16 protein-coding genes and 2 pseudogenes are annotated in these 19445 nt (G+C 68.6%); 9 read left to right on the forward strand and 9 right to left on the reverse strand.

Translation table 11 applies throughout. The features are described 5' to 3' along the window. Window positions 1-11 precede the first annotated feature (11 nt). Genes AC07B0_RS36165 through AC07B0_RS36185 form a run of 5 tightly spaced genes read right to left on the reverse strand, consistent with a single transcriptional unit; the run spans window position 12 to window position 7282 of the window. Window positions 12-3053 (reverse strand): hypothetical protein, encoded by a 3042-nt coding sequence (locus AC07B0_RS36165; protein WP_478900083.1) that lies wholly within the window; start codon window positions 3051-3053, stop codon window positions 12-14. Window positions 3054-3070: 17 nt separating this feature from the next. Further along, window positions 3071-5656, reverse strand: coding sequence for an ATP-binding protein (locus AC07B0_RS36170; protein WP_469383237.1), 2586 nt, complete (start codon window positions 5654-5656; stop codon window positions 3071-3073). Continuing rightward, window positions 5653-6102: a hypothetical protein gene (locus tag AC07B0_RS36175; protein ID WP_478900085.1), complete on the reverse strand. Its 450-nt coding sequence runs from the start codon at window positions 6100-6102 to the stop codon at window positions 5653-5655. Before AC07B0_RS36175 ends, AC07B0_RS36170 begins: the two co-directional genes overlap by 4 nt. Before the next feature lie 59 nt (window positions 6103-6161). Next, complete coding sequence (locus AC07B0_RS36180; RefSeq protein ID WP_469383233.1) at window positions 6162-6482, reverse strand: hypothetical protein; 321 nt, start codon at window positions 6480-6482, stop codon at window positions 6162-6164. Beyond that, window positions 6479-7282, reverse strand: coding sequence for a conjugal transfer protein (locus AC07B0_RS36185; RefSeq protein ID WP_469383231.1), 804 nt, complete (start codon window positions 7280-7282; stop codon window positions 6479-6481). The genes AC07B0_RS36180 and AC07B0_RS36185 overlap by 4 nt, the downstream gene beginning before the upstream one ends. 707 nt (window positions 7283-7989) lie before the next feature. Here AC07B0_RS36185 and AC07B0_RS36190 point away from each other — a divergent pair. Beyond that, entirely contained in the window at window positions 7990-8673 is a 684-nt protein-coding gene (locus tag AC07B0_RS36190; RefSeq protein ID WP_469383276.1) for an HNH endonuclease family protein, read from the forward strand. A gap of 107 nt (window positions 8674-8780) precedes the next feature. Here AC07B0_RS36190 and AC07B0_RS36195 read toward each other — a convergent pair whose 3' ends face one another. From AC07B0_RS36195 to AC07B0_RS36205, 3 genes are all read right to left on the reverse strand, one after another. Further along, entirely contained in the window at window positions 8781-9020 is a 240-nt protein-coding gene (locus AC07B0_RS36195) for a hypothetical protein (protein ID WP_469383274.1), read from the reverse strand. Window positions 9021-9052: 32 nt separating this feature from the next. Beyond that, entirely contained in the window at window positions 9053-9289 is a 237-nt protein-coding gene (locus AC07B0_RS36200; protein WP_469383229.1) for a hypothetical protein, read from the reverse strand. A 232-nt stretch (window positions 9290-9521) separates the two neighbouring features. Next, a complete protein-coding gene (locus AC07B0_RS36205; RefSeq protein WP_469383228.1) occupies window positions 9522-10262 on the reverse strand; it encodes a hypothetical protein in 741 nt (246 codons plus the stop codon). Between the two features lie 1009 nt (window positions 10263-11271). Here AC07B0_RS36205 and AC07B0_RS36210 point away from each other — a divergent pair. Both AC07B0_RS36210 and AC07B0_RS36215 read left to right on the forward strand, forming a co-directional pair. Next, a complete protein-coding gene (locus AC07B0_RS36210) occupies window positions 11272-11853 on the forward strand; it encodes a hypothetical protein (RefSeq protein WP_469383226.1) in 582 nt (193 codons plus the stop codon). A 145-nt stretch (window positions 11854-11998) separates the two neighbouring features. Beyond that, window positions 11999-12235 (forward strand): annotated as a pseudogene (locus tag AC07B0_RS36215) (glycosyltransferase family 2 protein); the annotation flags it as partial. A gap of 498 nt (window positions 12236-12733) precedes the next feature. On the opposite strand, the gene AC07B0_RS36220 reads toward AC07B0_RS36215, so the two are convergent. Next, window positions 12734-14647, reverse strand: coding sequence for a DNA/RNA helicase domain-containing protein (locus AC07B0_RS36220; protein ID WP_469383224.1), 1914 nt, complete (start codon window positions 14645-14647; stop codon window positions 12734-12736). A gap of 87 nt (window positions 14648-14734) precedes the next feature. Here AC07B0_RS36220 and AC07B0_RS36225 point away from each other — a divergent pair, with 87 nt between their 5' ends. The 6 genes and pseudogenes from AC07B0_RS36225 to AC07B0_RS36250 all read left to right on the forward strand — a co-directional run bounded on the left by AC07B0_RS36225 (window position 14735) and on the right by AC07B0_RS36250 (window position 19444). Next, entirely contained in the window at window positions 14735-15091 is a 357-nt protein-coding gene (locus AC07B0_RS36225) for a nucleotide pyrophosphohydrolase (protein ID WP_469383272.1), read from the forward strand. Window positions 15092-15098: 7 nt separating this feature from the next. Next, window positions 15099-16091: a hypothetical protein gene (locus tag AC07B0_RS36230; protein WP_469383222.1), complete on the forward strand. Its 993-nt coding sequence runs from the start codon at window positions 15099-15101 to the stop codon at window positions 16089-16091. A gap of 103 nt (window positions 16092-16194) precedes the next feature. After that, window positions 16195-16491 (forward strand): hypothetical protein, encoded by a 297-nt coding sequence (locus tag AC07B0_RS36235; RefSeq protein WP_469383220.1) that lies wholly within the window; start codon window positions 16195-16197, stop codon window positions 16489-16491. Between the two features lie 40 nt (window positions 16492-16531). Further along, window positions 16532-18109: a hypothetical protein gene (locus AC07B0_RS36240; protein ID WP_469383218.1), complete on the forward strand. Its 1578-nt coding sequence runs from the start codon at window positions 16532-16534 to the stop codon at window positions 18107-18109. Between the two features lie 571 nt (window positions 18110-18680). Beyond that, window positions 18681-19115, forward strand: a complete 435-nt coding sequence (locus AC07B0_RS36245; protein WP_478900088.1) for a DUF6892 domain-containing protein — start codon at window positions 18681-18683, stop codon at window positions 19113-19115. 39 nt (window positions 19116-19154) lie between these two features. After that, a pseudogene (locus tag AC07B0_RS36250) lies at window positions 19155-19444 on the forward strand (hypothetical protein). Window position 19445: the final 1 nt, after the last annotated feature.

The raw sequence follows: 19445 nt of genomic DNA on the forward strand, positions 1-19445 counted from the left end.
TTTCCACCGCTTCACCCTTGACCCCCCTCGCCGCGCGGCCGCTCCCCGCCCTCACGGCGCCGCTTGCGCGCCTCGGCGGCGAACTTCTCGACGTTCGCGCGGTACCGCTCCAGCTCCGCCTCACGCTGTGAGGAGGCCTGCCGTCCCAACGGCTCCGGCTGCGCGGGCTCCGGACGTGCCGGGGCCGGTGGCTCCGAAGCCCGCTCCGCCAACGGCCGAGGCCGTGGCTGAGGCCATGTGGGAGGCAGCGCCGGACCTGCTTCTGGCGACGGCCGACGGGCAGGCGGAGTCTTCGGAACCGGGCGCGCCGGCCGAGGGCGACGCTTGGCTGGGCTGACGGAGGCGGCGGAGGGAACCCGCGAACCAGAACCAGAACTGGGCTTGGAGCCGGAATCTTCGCTGGAGCTGGAGCTGGAGCTGGAGCTGAGGCTGGGGACGGACGCGGGACCATGTCCGGGTACCCGCCTGGAGGGGCGGAGGGAGGAGACAGACGGCGTGGGTGTCCCAGGCGCAAGGGAGTCCTGGCGGCTGATCGTGCCTCGCTGGCCCGGCCGGGGCCCGCGCGCTCCTGCAGGCGAAGAGGTGTAGATGACGGCGCCTACCGCTCCCGTTCCCACAGCGCGCCGCGTGTGTCCGATGCCGGACCCCACGGCGCGCCCCGTACGGCTGATGCCGGATCCCACAGCCCGGCTGGCCTCGTAGGTGCGCTGGGCGACAGGCATCCATGCGGCGGCGTCCTCGCGGACATGATGGGCTGCCACCCGCAGCTGTGTGTGGGCGTCGCCGGTCAACTGCGACGCGGCCCCCTTGCCTCGCCGGACGTTGCGGGGAAGCCCCAGCGTCGCTCCGTAGACGAAGCGACCAGTCCGGGAGGCGACGCGATAGCCCCGCAGCCGCGAGGCACGGGCATGGAAACGCGACCCGAGCAACGGCCGGTCCGTGTCCGGATCGTGGAGGATTTCACCCGTCCGCTGGTCCGTCACCATCTCGCCCCGCTTCCCGGGCTGGCCGGGGACCATGCCGTTCGCGACCGCGTGAAGCCAGGCCGCCGCTGGATGCTGGCGGGGCTTGGGACCGATCAAGGCCGTATGCACACCGCGCAGCGCCATCGCGAGCGGGGCGATACCGCGTCGTCCTTCGGCGACCGCGTCGCCGAGCAGCCGGCCCGGGGACATCGGCATGCCCGCACCGTCCCCGAGGGCGGCGAGACTGCCGAGCTGCCGCAGCCGGGACCCGAACGCCCCGTGCACCACCGAGGGCCCCCCGCCCAGCCCGGCGCCGAAGCCGCCGCGATTCAGGGCGAGCGCGGCGCCCAGGTCGGAGCTGCTGCCGCGCAGGCTGCCGCCGCCGATCTTCGCGTACTGCATCCGCAGGGCCATGCGCTGCCCGAACCCGGCGGTCGCGGTCAGGATCCGGCGGTGCATGACCAGGAACGCCAGGGCAAGGGCGTCGACCAGGAGCAGCCGCTCCATCATCTGGTCAGGGCCGCTGTCGGAGAGCAGGGCATCCACGGCGATCCCGAACAGGGGCAGGCACATCGCGGCCACGAACGAAACCAGGGCGGAGACCACGAACACGCCCCACCAGCGCCACAGCAGCATCCGGGAGGGCCCGGGCAGCATCGCCCACACCCACACCACCGGCCCCACGGCCGCGGTCGCGGCGTCCGCGCCCTGGGAGCCGAGCATCACCACGGCCATCGACATGACCATCAGCGCCACGATCAGCACGGCGACCAGCAGGGCGATGACCGCCCACACCCGGTCCCAGGACGGCTCCTTCGCGTACTCGGCGCAGGCCCGGCCAACCGGTCCCGCCTCCTCCAGATCACTGATGAGCTGTGAGAAGGGATCCGGCGTGTAGTCGCCGGTGCTGGTGCCGGCCTCGCAGTAGTTCCTGGAGGCCCCGTCCAGCTTCGAGCACGGGTTCGCCTTCTCCGGGTTCTCGCAGTAGTCGTCAGCCGACCCGATCAGCCCTTCGCAGTCTTCGTTGGCCCGCCTCGGGGTGCTGGATTCGGAGGCGGCGCCTTCCGCCGGCTTCTCGCCTTCAGCGACGTCTTTCTCGCAGGATTCCTTCAGGGGCCCGATGACGCCTTCGCAATTGCTGTCCGGGCCGGGGGCCGGGGCCGTGCCGCGAGGTGCCTTTCCCTTGGGCAGGCCGCTCTTGACCCACTTCACATGGGCCTTGTAGGCGGCCTCTTGACCGGCCTTCCTCGGGTCCAGAACGCGGCCGTACTGGACCAGCATGTAGGGCTTGACGACCAGGGCGTCGGTGAGCGCGTGCTGGATCGGGGTGATGACGGTCCGGGCCTCGGCGCGCTCCTTCACGCACGCCTCATGGGCGGGCCCGACCGCGGTGTCGCAGGGACGGCCGCCGCGTGCCGGGGTGTCGAAGTAGGAGGAGGTGGTGATGGACGCGACCTCCAGGGCAGCCTGGTGGGTCTGGTCCAGGGGGCCGTCTTTGCCGAGGAGGTAGTCCGGGCGCACGAAGGCACTGGCGGCCAGGGCGGCGATGACCAGCGTCACCACGATCTCACCGAGGCCTTTGCCGACACGGCCGCGGACGAAGAGGATCAGGCCGAAGGCGAAGGCCCAGGCCAGCATGAGACCTTCGAGGCCCAGAGCGCCGACCACGTGCCGCTCGTAGGCGTCGGCGAGACGCTGCGCGGGCTGGATCAGCAGGGTGTGCAGGGGGAAGCGGAACACGAAGCCGATCAGCCAGCAGCACAGCCCGACCAGCAGCCGCACCAGCGTGAACAGGCCGCCCATGACAAGCCGCTGGGTCTCGCGGGCAATCCCGAGGTCGGGAGTCTGACCTGTCGCGACCGCCTCAACGATCGGCGCCGAGCCCGTCCGGGTGGGTTTCGGCCCGGCCGCCGCCTCCAGCTGATAGCCGCTCAGCGGAGCACCCTCGCGGGTCAGTACATCCAGCGGCCCCAGGAGTCCGCCGCCGGCCGACCCGTCGGCTGCCATCGCGACCGACGTGTTCGTCACCAGGAACACAACCGTCACAACCGCGACGAACCCGGCCGCCCGCAGCGTTCCCCGGTCCATCACGAAGCGACCGCCCCTCACGACGTCCCCGCAACGGCCTCAGCCTCAGCCGCAGCTGCGGGCCGTGTGGTGCGGCCGGGTGTGGTGAAGATCGATTCCTTCAGGCGGGGCACGGGCGGGACGACGACCTTGATCCGCCCGACCTGCATCCGTGGGTCGCGCAGCAGCATCTCGCCTTCCCGTTGGGCCTGGCCCACCGGGGACAGGCCGCTGGCCACCAGCCGGACCAGGTCCTCGTCGTCACCGTCCAGGCCCAGGAAGCGCAGGCCCTTCGCCGCCCGGACACTGTCCGCAGTGCGGGTCTGGTACCGGTAGGCGATCAGCCCGGCGTCCTTGCCGAGCTCATCGACATCGTGGGCACCCATGAACGCGCCGGCGCCGTGCTTGCGGCCGTCGTGCAGCATCTCGTGGATCAGCGCGGCACCCTCCGCGGAGGAGGTCAGCCAGTACACCTCATCCAGGGAGACCAGGCAGAACCGGCCCGGGTCGGTGAACGCCGCCTGCCGGGCGATCGCCGCGATCAAGTACAGCACTGCCCGCCCGATCAGAGCCTCCAACGGCTGCTGCCGCAGGACCTCGACATCGGCGAATGCTTCCCGAGGCGGCAGTGTCAATCCTGTGGTGGTGACCACGACCATGTCAGCGCCCAGGTCCCCGGCCAGGTTCACCGGCGGCAGATCAGCATCGAACACCATCGCGGCGAGGGGGTTGGCGCGGACGATCCGGAGAAGGTCGGCCATGGTCGTGGCGGCGTCCGCACGGCTGGCACCTCCGCTTTTGGCCAGGCTGGCCAGGACGTTTAGGACCTTGCCCATTGACGGGTGCGGGCCGCCGGACACTTCCTCCACGGCGTGGTGCAGGACAGCCCCGGCCGCCGTCATCGCCCCGACGCCCAGCTGCAACGTCAGGTACGAGAGCGCGTAGTGAGCGCCGACGGGACCGCCGAACACCCGCAACGGGTCAATGCTGATCCTTGCCTCGGCGGCGTCGATGATCTGGCACCGCCCACCCATCGACGCCCGGGCGAAGCTCGCCCACTCACGGATCGGGGTCCGGTCGATCACAATCGCCCGCCCGCCACGGTCCACCACTCCCGCGGTTACCAACTTCGCCAAGACGCTCTTGCCGCTGCCCAGGTCACCGATCACCGCACTCGACGCGGAAGCATTCACCTGCGGAGCGTCAGCCGGATTCAGCAGGACAGGACGGATCGTCCCGCTGTCCAGGTCATGACCGATCATCATCCCCGTCGGGTCACCCACCCGCGACAAAGTGAACGCACCCGCCGCCGCCCAGTCCTCCGACAGCTGGTGCTGCGCGAACTGCCCCAACTTCGGCGCCCGCACGGTACCGGGAAGCCCCAATGCGAACAGCTCCTCTTGCGCACCGTACGGCCGCACCACCCGGTAATCCCCACCAGACAGCGCCGCCGACAGCTCGCGAGCCCGGATGTCACAGGTGAGCGCGTCACCGGCCCACACCGTGAGCACGGTCACCGCCTGAACCTCGACTTCCACCAACGTCCGGGCCATCCGCGCGTCCTGCTCCGCCAGATCCTCCGCGGCGTCCGGCAGCGAATGCGGCAGACCGGTGGGCTGCGCACCGTACTGGTCGGCCTGGTCCAGCAGTTCGCGCTTCTTGCGCTGGACCTGCGCGCGGGCCTTCTTCGCGGAGACCACCCGCATGTCCACCGTCACGTCGACGGGAAACGGCAGTCCCTCCAGCTGGGCCAGGACGTCGGCGGCCTCCACCACCACCGCGGGCGGAAGCTCCGCCAGCACCAGATGCGCCTGGTAGCCGGTACCGGCCTCGGACTCGACCTGAAGCCAGCGCCGTCCCACCGGCGACGAAGCCCCGGCCGCACGCCACCACGACGTCTTCACCGCCGGTCTGCGGTCCTCGCGGACCTCCTGGCCGCCCTCGGCGAGACGAATCTCGCCCAGGTCCGCATAGGAGGGGGAGTGCAGCCGGCCCTCGCGGACACGGCTCCCGTACAGGGGGCTGTCCTCAGCGTCGGTTAGCAACGGTTCCTCCGGCAGACCGCGGTGGGCGGCGTGCTGGAGCATCCACACGATCTCAGCCGGAGAGGCGGGCCGCAGCCCGAGCCCCCCGCCCAGGGACGTCTGGACCCGGGCGGCCTGCGCGCGAGCGGCCTTCACCTCCGCCTCGGGTACCGGCACCGGAGGAATCCCCAGCACCGCCGACAGCTCCCCGTACAGGGCGGACAGAGACGCGGCCGCCGCAGATCCCGTTGACGCGACGGGCACCGTCAGCCAGAGCGTCCGCTCGTGCATCTCCTCCCCGGCCAGCAGATCAACGGCTGCCGCGCAGGTCTCGGCCCACTCGGGCAGCCGCCGCCAGTCCACATCGGCCACCATCCGCTCGGCGACCTCACCGGGATCGGTACGGGCCGCGAGCACGAACAGCCGCGGCTCCATACCTGGCATCGACCGCACCAGCGAGGTGATCTGCTGCAACAGCTCCTGCCGGACCCGGGCCGGCAGGTAGCCGCCCGGGAGCGGATCCACCCGCCACACCGCCCACACCCGGCCCGACTCCGACCACAGCAGATGACCGGCGACATGCCGCAACGGCGTCCTCATGCCGCCCTCCCCGAAACCGGGGCACCAGCGGCGACCAGCTGTGACAGACCCGACCCGGCCGCCACCGCCCGGTTCGGCACAGACACGACAGGGCGCGGACCAGCCGCCACGACCGGCACTGCGGCGGCAGCCGGCTCGATGACGAACCGCGGCCGCCACAGCGACGGGCCCCGGTCACGGGCCACACGACCCCCGACACGGCCCGCCGGATGCCGCAGAAACAGGGACAGCACCCCGAACAGAGCGCTGAACGGGTTCTGCCCGGAGACCTGCGCACCGCGTACCGCCCACACCGCCACCAGCCACAACACCACCGGCACCGGACCAGCCCACGACCACCACTCGAAACCCTTGACCAGCGCGAAAGCCCCACCACCCAGCACCACCAGCTGCGCAGGCGTGTACGGGCCGAACGGGACAGTCCAGTCGCCCAGCTTCCCCAGCACCCACGGATGCCGGCGCGCACTCGTATACGCCCGCGCGACGCGCGGCTGCCTGGACGCGCTCACAGCCGCCCGTCCTTGGCGACGGAAGTGCGTGTGTCCGGGCCGACGACGACCGTGACCGACCCGGCGCCCTTGGACGGGTTCTCGACCTCGTCCTTCACCTTGCCCGACAGGGAGTCACGCGCGCCGTAGATACCGAGGGCCAGCACCATCGCCAGCAGGGCCCCGATGCCCGCCTTGAGACTGAAGTTGCGAATGATGGCGACCAGAACGACGAAAGCCAGAGCGACCTTGAGAGCGTCATCCGTCCAGTCAGCGAGCGTACTGATGATTGAATCCCCAAACGCGTCCAGCTGACCAGCCAGCACATAGCCCTTCATCGCGCACCGCCCACGACCGCCGAGGGCGAAGCAGAAGACGTGATGCCAGCGGTGGCGGCCGGGCCGGTGCCGGTCTCCAGAGCGCTGACCTCCCACCGCCCCGCTCGCGCCGTCACCTCCACCCGGTACACCAGCGGCCACCGCACCCCGGCCCGGTCCTCACCCACCACCCGCACCTTCGCCCGCGCCCGCGTACCGTCCGACGGCACCGCCTCACCGGACGCCACCGCCGCATCCGCAGAGACGCCCTCGACCTCCACCCGCACGTACGACGACACCGACAGCGCCGACACCCGCACCCCCGGCGACAGATACCGCTCCAGACCCGCGCCCTGACCGCCCCCGAGATAGGTACGGACGAACTCGCCCAGCGAAGTGGCCAGCGGCGCCCCCGCCGACACCGCGTGCGTGAACAGAGACGCCGGGACAGCGCCCGTAGCCGGGGCGGCCACTTCTGCCGGCGCACCGGAGATGAGGACTGGGGCGCCGCCGTTCCCACCGTGGCCGGACACCGCGAAGTACCGGACCAGCGCGGTCACCCCAGCCGCAGCCGGGGTACTGGCCGGGCCGGGCGTCGAGGCCACGGATGCGTCGCGGTCGGCGACCGCCGCGACCACGACAGTCCACGCGTCGCCAGCCCGTGACATACGCACCGCCACCGTGCGGGCGCTGGTCGGCCCGCTCTCCTCCGTCCGGGGCCGCTTGGGCAGCTCGACGTCCGGCGCGAGCGAGCGCACAGCCCCCGCCACACCCGACTCCGGCGCCGACGCATCGGCACGCAGCCACAGATCCACGAACATCGCGGCGGCACCCGCCGGGTCAGTGGCGGGCTGGGTGGTGCGGTCGACGCTCGGAGCGGGTGCGGCCTGCGCAGCCGTGCTGCGGGGGAGTACGAGGGCGACTGCCAGAGCGAGGGGCCCGGCCGCGAGAGCGGTCCAGACGCCGACCCGGGTGAATGAGGGGCCGCGGGAAACCATTCGGGTCCGGTCGACTGGGACCGTCTCCGGCCGCTCCTTGCGCAGCGGCCCGGACTCGCCAGCTGTCCGCTCCGCTGACCGGTGAGACGGCCGCCGTCGGCCTGAGGGAGGAGAAAGGAGGTTCATGTGATGCCTTCCCGAGGTGAGGGGATCGTGTCTGCCTCAGGAAACGACCGTGCCCTCACCAGTCAGATCACCGTCATCAGCCCCCGCCATCACGAGCCGACAACGTTCTGGGTGGTGAGTCACCAGCAACTCACCACCCGCACCACAGAACTCCCCACCGCAAGTCAGCGACCTGCCGACCGGCAACTCACCGGCCACGTCACGACACCTTCAGCCGGGGCTGGCAGCAACTCACCGGCAAGCGGGCGCTCGGACGCCGGTTCCTCGGGGGAGGACATCGGCACTGGCCTGAACAGGATGCGGTGAAGTGCCGTTTCACCGGTGAATCCGCGCCCTCCGAAGGGTGAAATGCCGACCCGGGACTTCTGGCCGCGTGGTTGAGGCGGCTACAAACGGGCTTCGTGATGATCACGATGATGCGCGCGGCCGCAACCGCTGCCGCAGCTGCCGCGCTTGCCCTGTCCCTGCCCGTTTCGGCCGCGAACGCCGACGCCCGCCCTGCTGCCGCCCCCGAGGTCCTGCCGATCGGCATGGCCATCTCCAATCTCAAGATCGCGGTCGAGGACCGTACCGGCTATCAGCGGACCTCGTTCCGGCACTGGAACTCCGGCGCGAACCCGTCGGACGGCTGCAACACCCGCCAGGAGGTACTGATCGCCGAAGCCGTCGAAGCCCCGCTGGTCGGCCCCGGCTGCACGCTCACCGGCGGCACCTGGTGGTCCTACTATGACGAGCGGACCGTGACGCCAGCCGGAGCACTCGACATCGACCACATGGTGCCCCTCGCCGAGGCGTGGGATTCGGGCGCCAGTTCGTGGACGGCCGCCCGCCGGGAGGCATACGCCAACGACCTCGGCCAGGACGCCAGCCTGGTCGCGGTGACAGCCCGGTCGAACCGGCAGAAGAGCGACCAAGACCCGTTCGAGTGGCTTCCGCCGTCGTCACAGGCACTGTGCCGGTACGCGGCGGAGTGGACGGCGACCAAGCTCCGCTGGGGCCTGGCCGTCGATGAGGACGAGAGGAACCGGCTCCAGTTCATTGCGGCAGGCTGCGGCGGCAACAACGTCACCTACACCCCCGCGCCATAGTCACCTCGGCGAAGCGGGAAGGAGGAGGGGCCGGAGCCGAGGGATTCCGCCCCTCTGTCTCCTCCAAGCCATCTTCCGGCCGGTGTCTTTCAGCGCTTTCGCGGAAGCTACACCTCGATGTAAGCCACGACCACGACGGTGCGCAGCGCGGTGACGAAGTACAGGACGCGGACGGCTTCGACTTCGTCGGCGTACTGGCGCAGCTGGGGGCCGGTGGTGTCGCCGGGGATCGGTTCGCCGACGTCGGGGTCGACGGAGATGACGACCAGGGCACGGTCCAGGGCGTGAAGCTCGGCCTCACGTGTGATGTTCTCCAGCTGCTTGGCTGCGGCGTCGGAGAACGCGATCCGGGCGCGGCGACGGCCGTGCTATGCGGGCATCAGGCGACGGCCGGGCGCTGTGTGGACAGGCGCGCGATATGAGCCTCGCGCAGCTCCTCCCAGGGTGTGCACTGCTCTGGGTCGGGCAGTCCGTTGGTGGCGACGTCCTCCAGCACGGCGGCGAACTGGTCGGCCTGGGCGCGGGTCTTGGCCGCGTAGGCGCGCACCGCGTCGGCGGCTGCAGGCTCCAGGAGCTGCCGGGCGGCGGTGACGGCGGGCGTCGGTTGTTGGCTCATCGAGATCTCCAGGAGCGCGAAACTGGCTTCTGCGTCTACGGTATCGGCGTGCAGGACCCTGGGGGCCTCTTTTGTCCACGGGCTGTTGCCGGAGGGCCTTGGCGAAGGCAGATGCCGGTGGCCCGACAAGGGCCGTCGCTGAGCATCAGCCGACGACGACGGCGCCTTGCGCCACGAAGGCGGATATAGGGATGCCAAGGACCTGGGAGCCGATGCTCCTTTCCACTTCCCCTCAGGCATTCAGAACTGCGGATTCGCGCGCCGTTCCGGATGGAGGTACGCCTCGAACCGCTCCACTTGGTAACGAACCGCCTGCTCCCGACCATCCGCGACCGTCGCGTACCCCGTCCAGTAGATCGTCCAGGAGGAGTCGCATGGGAGAATCCCGAGCTTCGGTTGTGTGCTTGACGCCCTCCTGTGCCAGCCGGGAGAGATCCTGGGGGCGGTCGGTGACGACGGCCAGGAACGTGCCCGGTCGTGGGGACCCTTCTGGGAGGCCGTCCGGCCAGAAGATGGTGACGCCCGCCAGGTCGTGCGTCTGCGGGTGTCGGTAGAGCTCGTAGCATTCGCCGGGACCGATGCCGACCCCAGATCGCTCGCTAGTGGTCAGCAACGAGATAGTGCCACGCAGACCGATGTCGAAGACCGAGACGAACCTACGGGCCGTTCCCCGGTTGCGGATCCGGACGATCACCTGGTCGTCGCGGAACAGATGCTCACCGGAGTGCTCCCGCGGCCGTTCGGATCCGTCGGGCAGAAGCCATGAGTAGCGGAAGTCGAGCCCGCCATCGAGCGTTGCCGGCCCCGTGCCGGAGGCCCGCTCCCGCACCTGCGCGGCCCTCGCGAGACGCTGCAGGTCGACGCTGGTGAGTGTGAGTGCCTCAGGGGTTCGGGCTCGGGGCTGGTCCATCAAGCGCTCGCCCAGCTCGTCCAGGAGCTCGATGCCGTCGTCGGACAGGACGACGGTGGCCATCACGGGCTCCCGCGCTCCCACGACGCGTACGCGTGCCGAGCTCATGAGGACCCGGGCGGTGCGGTCGCGGTCCGGATGGTCCGGCGGTACGGCGGCGACTGCCCTGCGCCCCCGGGACACCCGCAAGGGATGGGCCTCGGTCCCCGTGGGCAGCGGGGAAACACCGGCGTGCCAGCCACCGGTCGCAGCCGGGCGCGGCCACCGGTGACACGGTCCACCGCTGCCGTCGCGAGCGGTGCGCGAACCTCTCCGCCGGGGCCCACCAGGGCGCAAATATCGCCCTCCTCGAACCGTGAAGAGATCCGCGCCGTCGATGAATGCCGCGTCCGCCGTGACCAGTACGGGCAGGACACCACTGCCCGACGCCTCGCGCACGTCGAACAGGAAGCGTTCCGCCGGGCCCTCCACGTCCGGGCGCTGGAACGGCTCGAGACGGGCGACGACGGGCCGTAGTTGCTCTATCAGCTGACGCCAGGTCAGGCGTAAGCTGCCCGGCCGACGGAGCAACCGTGCCAGCGAGGCTGTGAGCACCCCATGGCGTCCGAGGCCGGACACGTCGGTTTCGGAAGCGCTCTGGTCCCGGGGCGCAGGCCACGAGCCGGACGGCCAGGGGGCTGGCGTCCACGGCGGGGACGCCATCCCCGCCGGGTCCGGAGCGTTCCCCCCCAGGCGTCGCGCACCTGTTCCCAGGGCATCTGCCCCGGCCGGGGCCCTTGCCCTGGAGCGAGACCGTCCGCGGGCCATGCGCCCCGAGAAGCAGCAGTCGAGGATGGTCGTGACATTCGCCGTCCGCCGGGTCAACTGCTCCTGGTTCCGGCTCAGCGCGGCGGCGAGCAGGCCACGGAACTTTGTGCAGTCGAGGTCTTGGGGGCACAGGTAGGGGAGCGAGGCCGGTAGGGAAGGGGCGTCCGACGGCGCTGGGTTGCGGGCACGCCCGCCGTGCCCGGAGTAATAGACGAGGACGGCGTCCCCGGGCCGCCTCGGCGTCACCTGGGGGAGGGGGCGGTAAGTGGGGACACAAGCGGCTTGGGCCCGGCAGACGTTTGGCGACGCGGCCGAACCGCTGGCTGAGATCATCCCAGCATGCCTCAACCGCGCACACGACCGCGCGAGGAACGGCCATCTGGGCGTACTCACGCAGACGCTCGAAGCCTATGGACACGGGCTCCACGCCGTGCATTACGAGGAGTTAGCGGCAGGCCTCTCGTCGCTAACTGGCTCAACTGCGGTGCGATTCCAGGCGCGCACTGTGATGATCGTCGCCGGCCAGGTGATTCATCCGATCCGGTATGCCAAGCACAACGTGCCCGTCACGGCGGCGCGCCTCAAGAAGGCAGTAGGTCTGCGAGCAGACCTCATCAGGCGGCATGGTCCCGAACCTCGCCAGCAACAGCGTGACCTTGGACTCGAAGAGGATGAGCCGGACATGCATGGTGATCTCGGGCAACTGCCTTCAGGTGCCGACCTTGTCCTCGTTGCCTACGCATGCTCCATGGATCGTGGCGTCATGAGACTGGAATGGGGATCCGCTGAGCTACGACGGGAAGATCGCTACCTCGTCTGGCACCACCATGAACCCTTGCTGAACTAAACAGTCTGCGTGCGTCCGGCCGCTGCGCCTGCCGCCGTACGGACGTGCCTACGGTCGCCGTCGTGATCCTCGCCATGGGAGACCGTGAGGGGGAACTCCAGTGCCTCGTCGATTCGGTGGCCGCCCGGGAGGGAGACGCTGCGACTACCGGAGCACCGGACGCAACCGGGTCTGGCTGGTCAAGCGGCACCTCCCCGCCGTCCTGCTGTCCGTTTACCTCGCCTCGTGGGTGGCGTACACACTTGCCCAGCGTCCCCCGTTGGTAGGCCTGAAATCGTGGTGGGCCGGATTCGTCGAGGGAGTGCGGGACGTGTGTCCACCGCGTCGTCCCACGTGGTGGCGGACGGTATGGCGCATGACCCGGCTGGGCCGCCCCCGGTGATCTAATGCCTCGAGACCGGTTCGGCCAGCTGTACCTGGCTCTGGGACTTGGGGGCGCATGGGGGGAATTGTGAGGGGACGCAAAGGGTGGATGCGTGGGGGGAACCTAGAGGGGGAGGAGTGGGGGGAACCGCCACTTGGGGTGCGTCAGCAGTTGTGGCTGGTCAGATGCCCCTTTTTAAGTGGTGAGTAGTCAGACATTGCCTCTAGGGCTGGCGTGAGGGTGGGGGAGGGGTAGGCGTGATGAGATCGGGTGCGGCAGTGGCTCTGGTTGTGGCTGGGCGGTCATGGGGTTCGGCGGAGGTGGGGGCGGTCGTTCTGCGATGTTCTGCGTTGGCATAGGCGGGTCGCGGCGGCAGGGGTTGTGTCGGGTTGACTGGTGGTGCCGGTGGAGGCGGGAGCGGGGATGGGGCGTAGCGGCGTGGGGTGGCCGTTCTGGAAGGTCCAGGTGGCGCTGTGCGTGGGATAGACGCTGCCCTTCTTCGGCAGGAGCACTGTTTTAGTTCGATGCGTCTGCCCGCTTGCTGGGCTGGCTGATGGGCAGGAGGCGCTGGAGGTAGGTCTGCGTCTCGGGGTCTGTGGAGTAGAGGCGGGTTCCTTTGATGCCGCGGGTCGCCAGTACCCGGTAGGCGTTGAGCGCGTAGGTGAGGTAGCGGTCGGCTGGGAGGTTTGTGAGTATTTTTGTGTCCTGGCTGGCGCTGGGATCCGCGGTCCAGCGGTCGCCGCGGCGGAGGATGTCTTTGCCGATGATTACGACGTTGTAGTCGTACTCCATGCCCTGGGCCGTGTAGACGCAGCCGACCTGCTGGTGGCCGCCGGCGTCAGTTGCCCAGTAGGGGCGGCCCGGAACGTCTGGGATGTCTGTGCTGGTCTCTTCTCCGCGCGCGTTCCACGGGCGGGACCAAGTGTGGGGGCCGTCGGGCCCGGTCCAGGAGATCTCGACTTCGGGCAGGAGGGGCGGGGTGGGGGGTGACTTCCAGGGCCAGCAGAAGCCGGCGGTGATGCGTGCGCTTCTGTCCGCGGCGATGTGTTCGGTGACCCAGTTCTCGAATTCGTGCGGATTCCGGGCGATCGCGAGGTCGTAGTCCGTGCCGGTCCATATGGGTTCCGGCCCCTTGGGCTGGAGGAGCTGGTTGACCCAGTCTAGGTAGGCGCGTGAGCCGTTGCACCGGAACTGGGTGGTGAGGTTGATGTGCCAGAACGCGTGGCCCTTGTTGTAGGCGTAGAGGCGGAGCTCGTCAAGTGCTACGCCCTCAGAAGGTCGTACGATCTGTTGCTCGTCCAGGAAGAGGACACACACTCCGGCACGGTCGATGATCTTGTCCAGGATGAGTGGGAAGAGGCCGGGTCGGTTGTCCCGGTAGGTCCGGGCACGGTGTGCCTCATCGAGGAGTACGACGCTTTCGGACTCCAGACCCGCAGGGACCTTGTCCGTCAGGGTGGTGATGAGGCCACGCGACGCAGGTCCCACGGTGCGCTGGAGCTGCTTGGTAAGGGTGCCGCTGGGGGTGAACAGGCGCGGATTGGCGCGGGTTTGCGCGCACAGGTCGCCGAGAAGCCGGCAGGCGATGACGGTTTTTCCTGTTCCGGGTCCGCCGGTGACCACGATGATGCTCTTGCGGGCCCGTCCGCGGCTTTCGGCGACAGTGTGGAGTACCTCCTGCCGGGCAAGGTCCTGGTCTGCGATCAGGGTGAGTGCGTTGTTGCCTTCGATCACGCTTCCGGCGCGTTTCAGCAGGCCGGGGGAGGGACGGTGGCGTGCCTGCAGGAACGCTGTGAACTGCTGGCTGGTCGGGGCGCGCAGGCCGGCGCAGCGGAGACGGTCAGCGAGGGCGCTCGGACTGGGGTGTGGGGTGAGGTCTTCGCGGCCCAGCACCGGGAACTCGGATGAAGGGCCGTGTCCGACGAGGGAGCGCAAGGCTTCCATCAGGGAATCCGGGGCGTCATGCAGGAGCGCGACGCCCCGCACATCCATGGGGCTGGTGTCCTGGGGTACCCAGTCGCGGAGGTAGTTGACGTATCCGCCGACCTGACGTGCTGGATGCTGAGTGATCCGCTCGCCGACTTTGACCATGCCGGGCCGGGCTGGGCTGGTCTGGGCCGCGGTCCACTGCTTGAGTTCGACGACGATGGCGTGGAGGCCGCCGTCCGGTGCCTGGCCCAGCAGCAGGGCGTCGATGCGTTCCCCGGTGGCGGGCAGCCCGTATTCGAGCAGTACGCGTAGTCCGCCCAGACCTGCGGCCAGGCATGCGTTCACGAGGTGGGGCCAGCTCCTTCGCCAGCTTCGGATCTCCTGCTCGGAAGGAAGACTGCCGAACAGATGCTCGAATCGACTGGCGGCGGCCCCGTTGATGAATGCAGGATCCGCTAACTCAGCGGCCAGCGTCGCGATGGTTCCCTCGTACAGATGCATGGCCAGAGCTATATCAGGTGCCACTGACCCCCAACTCCGCAAGGTCCGCCGGAGCCGGCTGCCGGAGGATTCTGCTACTCCTTGATCATGACGATCCGATCCCTGCAGCAAGCCTTGGCGGACTTCGCCGCCGAGCGGGAGTGGGAGCAGTTCCACACCGCCAAGAACCTGGCCATGGCCCTCGCCGGCGAAACCGGTGAGCTGCTTGAGATCTTCGAGTGGCTGACGCCGGAAGAGTCCGACACGGTCATGACCGATCCGGCGAGAGCATCCCAAGTACGGGAGGAGATGGCCGACGTGTTCGCCTACCTCCTTCGGATGGCCGATGTCCTGGAGATCGACCTGGAGGAGGCGATGCTTGAGAAGATTGAGATCAACGGCCGCAAGTATCCTGCCGATCGGGCTCGTGGCCGGGCGGACAAGTACACGCAACTGGGGGGTTGAAACAACGATGCGCATTGTGATGCAGCCGGCACGCCGGTCCGAGAAGGTCGTCAACAGGCACTACGAAGACACCATCGCGAGCCCCGTCGACATAGATGCCAAGGCGCACCTCATGGAGCCCGACGTCGTCGACCAGCTCAAGACGCTGTTCCCCTCCGGCCAGGCACAGATGTGGGGGGTCGTTCCGGGCAAGAAAGAGGTCAACGTCGCTCAGGTGAAGAAGATGAGCCCCGGCGACTGGGTGTTCTTTACCGGTGACAAGAAGCTCTACTTCGGGGGCACCATCGCGCTGATGTGGCGCAGCCGTGACCTGGCAGAAGAGTTGTGGCAGACGAACGGTGCAGGCCAGACCTGGGAGTACATGTACGCCCTGTCAGGCACCCGCGGCTTCGACATCTCCATGGATGAGATCCGGACCCTCCTCGGCTGGAACCCGAACCGCAACATCATGGGTATCACCGTCCTGGGCGACGACGAGAGCGAACTTCTTCAGTCCTACCTCACCCTCGACCCCGCTCCGGCAGCCGCCCCAGCTGAAGACCCCAAACAGGACGAAAAGGCCGTTGCTGCCTACGACGGTGAGCTGGAACGCAAGGCCACCCGGGCCCAGAGGGGCGAGCAGACAGCGCTGAAACGACACCTTCTGCCCGGACTGACGGGGGAATGCGCACTGTGCGGCCGAGAACTCCCCAGCACGTTTCTGATAGCGGCGCACATCAAGAAGCGGGCGATGTGCACCGACGATGAGAAGCGCGACCTGACCAATATCGCGATGCTCGCCTGCACACTTGGCTGTGACGCCCTCTACGAGCACGGCTACGTCGCAGTCAGGGAGGGAGGTGCGATCCAGATCAGCCCCCTCGCCGGAGATATACCCGAGATCGCCACACACATGCAGGAACGGCTGGCAGGCCGTACCGTGACGTGGTGGAGCCCACAGCGCGAGCACTACTACCAGTGGCACCGCGCCCACACCTTCAAGGAACTCCCGCCAGCCTGAGTACAGGGCGCCCACAGTCAACTTCGCTGTCCCCGCGAGTCACGGACATCGCTGTCCTACCTGCGCGGGCCGGCCCGGCTGACGTCGCTAGGCCTCCGCGTGCATGGTCGACGACGACACGATCTCCGTGGACCTGCGGCGCGAGGCGAAGGGGCCCCGGCCGCTCGATCAGGTCGAGGCACAAGCCGCGCTTGCCCTGCAAGCGGCTGGTTCGCGCGAGGGGGTCAAGCAGCTGGTTCGCCACCCGAACCAGTCGTGGATTCTGATCGGCTCCACCGAAGAACGACTCGTGGAGACGGTGGGGGAGGGGGTGGCAGCCGATATTCTCGCGGTCGCCGACGTAGCGGACCTGCCGGCCAGGCCTAAGCCCGGCTGGGGCTCGGTTCTGCCTGCTAAATGATCATGGCTGACGCAGCTAGAAGGTGAGGGTCCGGGGGACTGTGCCGAAGAAACGCAACGTCGCTCAGCGCATCGGGGCGATCGGAGAGGACCGATTCCGACTCTCCTGCCAGGAGAACTTCATCATCCCCAACAAGGTCGAACATGACTTCGGGTTCGATTTCCTGTGCCAGCCGGACCTGGCCGCGGGCTTCGGCAAGATCGGACCGGTAGCCGGAGTCTTCGTCGGCTTCAGCGTCCGAGCAACGGATCGGGATGATGGGCGGATCAGGCTCAATCCAGCGGATGCTGAGTGCTTGCTGGCGGCCCAGTTCCCGACCGGTCTCGCCCTTGTGAAGCTGAACGGGCCGAAGTCCGCCGACGTCTACTTTCGGATGATGGACGCCGCCTTCATCGTGGAGCTGACCGATTTTCTGGCGTCCGCCAAGAAGTCCAAGCACTTCTACCCCAAGGACATGCGGCCCGTGACGGAGATCCGGGCCGCGATCGGTGAGGTCATCGCCTCCGGCTACCTGGAGCAGGTGCGTGCCGATGCTGCCCGGAAGATCGCCGAACCGATCATCGGACCCGTCCAGATTCAGATCCACCGCGATGCCGACGCCCAGGCAACCCTCATCACATCTCTGGACATGTACGCGTGGTTCGAGCAAGGAACACCCGCTCAGCAAGAGGCGCTCTACCTGTCAACCTTCGGCGAACCGGCGCGTCGTGACCAGAGGATGCGCGAACTCGCGCTAAGCGGCAAGGCCATGGGGGGCATGACACATCTGCCCCAGCCGTACGTGCTGACCGGCTTCGTCATGGACCATCCCACCAAGGTGTACGTCCAGACCACACCTGTATCCGCAGAACTACCGGTGCTGCGTACCGCCAACGAGCACCACTTCGGTTACGTCTACCCTGCGGGCTTCGCCCTCACCGTTTCCGGCCGAGTCGAGCAGGACGGACAGTACGTGCACCTGATGCGGGCGCTCGCCGATCCGGACAGCGACGCCCTGCTTGCCGACCATCCCGTCCTGCTTGACTTCCTTGCCACCTGCCACCCCGAGTCGACCTTCTGTTTCGACGATCGTGACGGACTGACTCTCAACGTGACGCACTTCGAAAACTTGGGCGATCTGGTCTCGTGCGTTGCCGCCTACCGCGATGCGCAGAGCCTGGACGGCTGGGATGCGGTGCCTGTCATGGTCAAAGACTTGGCCAGCCCAGAGTCCCGGAACTCCTTGATTTTCCTCGGTGCGGCAGCCGACCCTCAGGCTCAGCCGGTCCCCCGGGGACTTCTCCTGACGGCGCCGGCATTGGAGGAGCAGGACTGTGACGCCGCACCCGGGACCGTTAGCGTCCCGGTCGTCTGCAACCTGGCTGACTCCAGCCTCCTCGTCTGGTTCTCCGGCCACGGATCCGTGCTGCTCCATAACCGTGATGTGTGCGGATTTAAGGTTCCTACCTTCCACGTGGACACCATGGAAGTGCTTCCCCGGGTGCCGAGCCGATCCCTGTTCCCACGAGTCCACCTCGGGCCGCGGACGCTGACATGGGACGAAGGACGCTGGCAGGAGAGCGACGCCGACAAAGAGCCTTGGACAGACAGCCTCCGCGCTCGTTTTCAGTTGGACTAGCTACTGATCGTTTCGTAAGTTCGGTGGGTGTGGTGGGTGGATGGGTGAGAGTCTTCTTTCGTGTCGTCTCAACCTTCGTCGTGGCTTCCGGGTGGTCCGTTCCTCCTTTGTCGAGGCCGCAGTTGGCGGAGGCTCGGGCGGTGACTGATGAGGTCGGCGTCATCACCGGCGACGTCACCCTGACGGCCGAGCCTGGCCTGGACGGCACGGTCTCGGTGCGGATCCAGTACACCGGGGCCGAGGAGTGGGTACACCCTCACCGGCGGCCCCGTTCCCCTCCCGTCCGGCGGACTCACCGCGTTCCACAAGCATGTCGTCGAGGCCGTGCAGGCCGGTGCCGCCGCGGAGGTACCCGGCACCAGTTCGTGAAACCCGCCTGTGACCGCGGTCCGGCTGCGTCATCGTTGTGTGCAGGCGGCCCCGCGCCGTGAGCCGCTGAACACAGGTCAGGATCGGGCGGTGATCGACGCCCGGATCCGCGTGCTCGCTGCCCCGAGCGCGGGCCGAGCGCTGTACCTGGCCCGAGGGGGCCGGGCTCCGGCCCTTCGTCCCACCGTGGTAGTCATCTCCCATGAGCCAGTTCCGCGACTTTAACCTCAAGCTGCTCGTCATCGAGGAGCTCATGTACGGCCCCGAGCCGCTCCTCCCGGTCTACGACCTGCCCGCGCGGCTGGCCGGGCAGGGGATCGGCGACCCCGCGTCCCACGTCCTGGACAACGGCCTCCATGCGGAGGTGCTGCTGGAGTCCAGGGCTCATTTCGAGGCCCTGGAGATACCGGCCGAGCTGCTCGCCGGCATCGAGGAGCTGTGCTTCGACGCAGGGGCGGAAGTCTTCAGGCACTGCGCCCCGGCCTGGGACGGCGAGGACGACCTGTTCGACGTCAGGTCGCTCGACGATCTCAACCTGCTGCCCAACCTGCGGGAGGTCACTTTCGTGGACGACGGCGTCCTGGCGGTGCCGGACGCGGCGGAGGTCTTCGCCTCCCGAGGCATCGAAACGGACTGAGCGGCCCTCCTCGTGTAGTACCGGATTGGTCGTGACGACATCCCGCTCCCGCTCCCCGTCCCCCCGGCCTCGGCCGTACGGGCAGCTCGGCACCACCAGAACTTCCCCCGTGTCATCGGCGAGGCCCGCCTGATCACCCGGCTCCGCTCCGTCGGCGGAAACCGCCGCTTGCGCGGCCGCGAGCTCGTCGACCAGGGCACGCCATCGAGGCCGCATGCCGCATCGTCACCCTCGAGGACCAGCTTGAGGAAGCGCAGCGCATCGTCGCCGAATACCGGACCGCCGCCACGGGACCGTCGGTCTGGCGTGCATGGTCCGCAGGGCGGTGAT

The sequence above is a fragment of the Streptomyces sp. NPDC044704 genome (genome assembly GCF_056433525.1).

Excerpts from the sequence above, each read along its gene's own strand:
- AC07B0_RS36165 (WP_478900083.1), bottom strand. The coding sequence starts at position 3,053 with ATGGACCGGGGAACGCTGCGGGCGGCCGGGTTCGTCGCGGTTGTGACG.
- AC07B0_RS36170 (WP_469383237.1), bottom strand. The coding sequence starts at position 5,656 with ATGAGGACGCCGTTGCGGCATGTCGCCGGTCATCTGCTGTGGTCGGAG.
- AC07B0_RS36180 (WP_469383233.1), bottom strand. The coding sequence starts at position 6,482 with ATGAAGGGCTATGTGCTGGCTGGTCAGCTGGACGCGTTTGGGGATTCA.
- AC07B0_RS36185 (WP_469383231.1), bottom strand. The coding sequence starts at position 7,282 with ATGTTCGTGGATCTGTGGCTGCGTGCCGATGCGTCGGCGCCGGAGTCG.
- AC07B0_RS36190 (WP_469383276.1), top strand. The coding sequence starts at position 7,990 with ATGATCACGATGATGCGCGCGGCCGCAACCGCTGCCGCAGCTGCCGCG.
- AC07B0_RS36200 (WP_469383229.1), bottom strand. The coding sequence starts at position 9,289 with ATGAGCCAACAACCGACGCCCGCCGTCACCGCCGCCCGGCAGCTCCTG.
- AC07B0_RS36205 (WP_469383228.1), bottom strand. The coding sequence starts at position 10,262 with ATGGCCACCGTCGTCCTGTCCGACGACGGCATCGAGCTCCTGGACGAG.
- AC07B0_RS36220 (WP_469383224.1), bottom strand. The coding sequence starts at position 14,647 with ATGCATCTGTACGAGGGAACCATCGCGACGCTGGCCGCTGAGTTAGCG.
- AC07B0_RS36225 (WP_469383272.1), top strand. The coding sequence starts at position 14,735 with ATGACGATCCGATCCCTGCAGCAAGCCTTGGCGGACTTCGCCGCCGAG.
- AC07B0_RS36230 (WP_469383222.1), top strand. The coding sequence starts at position 15,099 with ATGCGCATTGTGATGCAGCCGGCACGCCGGTCCGAGAAGGTCGTCAAC.
- AC07B0_RS36235 (WP_469383220.1), top strand. The coding sequence starts at position 16,195 with ATGGTCGACGACGACACGATCTCCGTGGACCTGCGGCGCGAGGCGAAG.
- AC07B0_RS36245 (WP_478900088.1), top strand. The coding sequence starts at position 18,681 with ATGAGCCAGTTCCGCGACTTTAACCTCAAGCTGCTCGTCATCGAGGAG.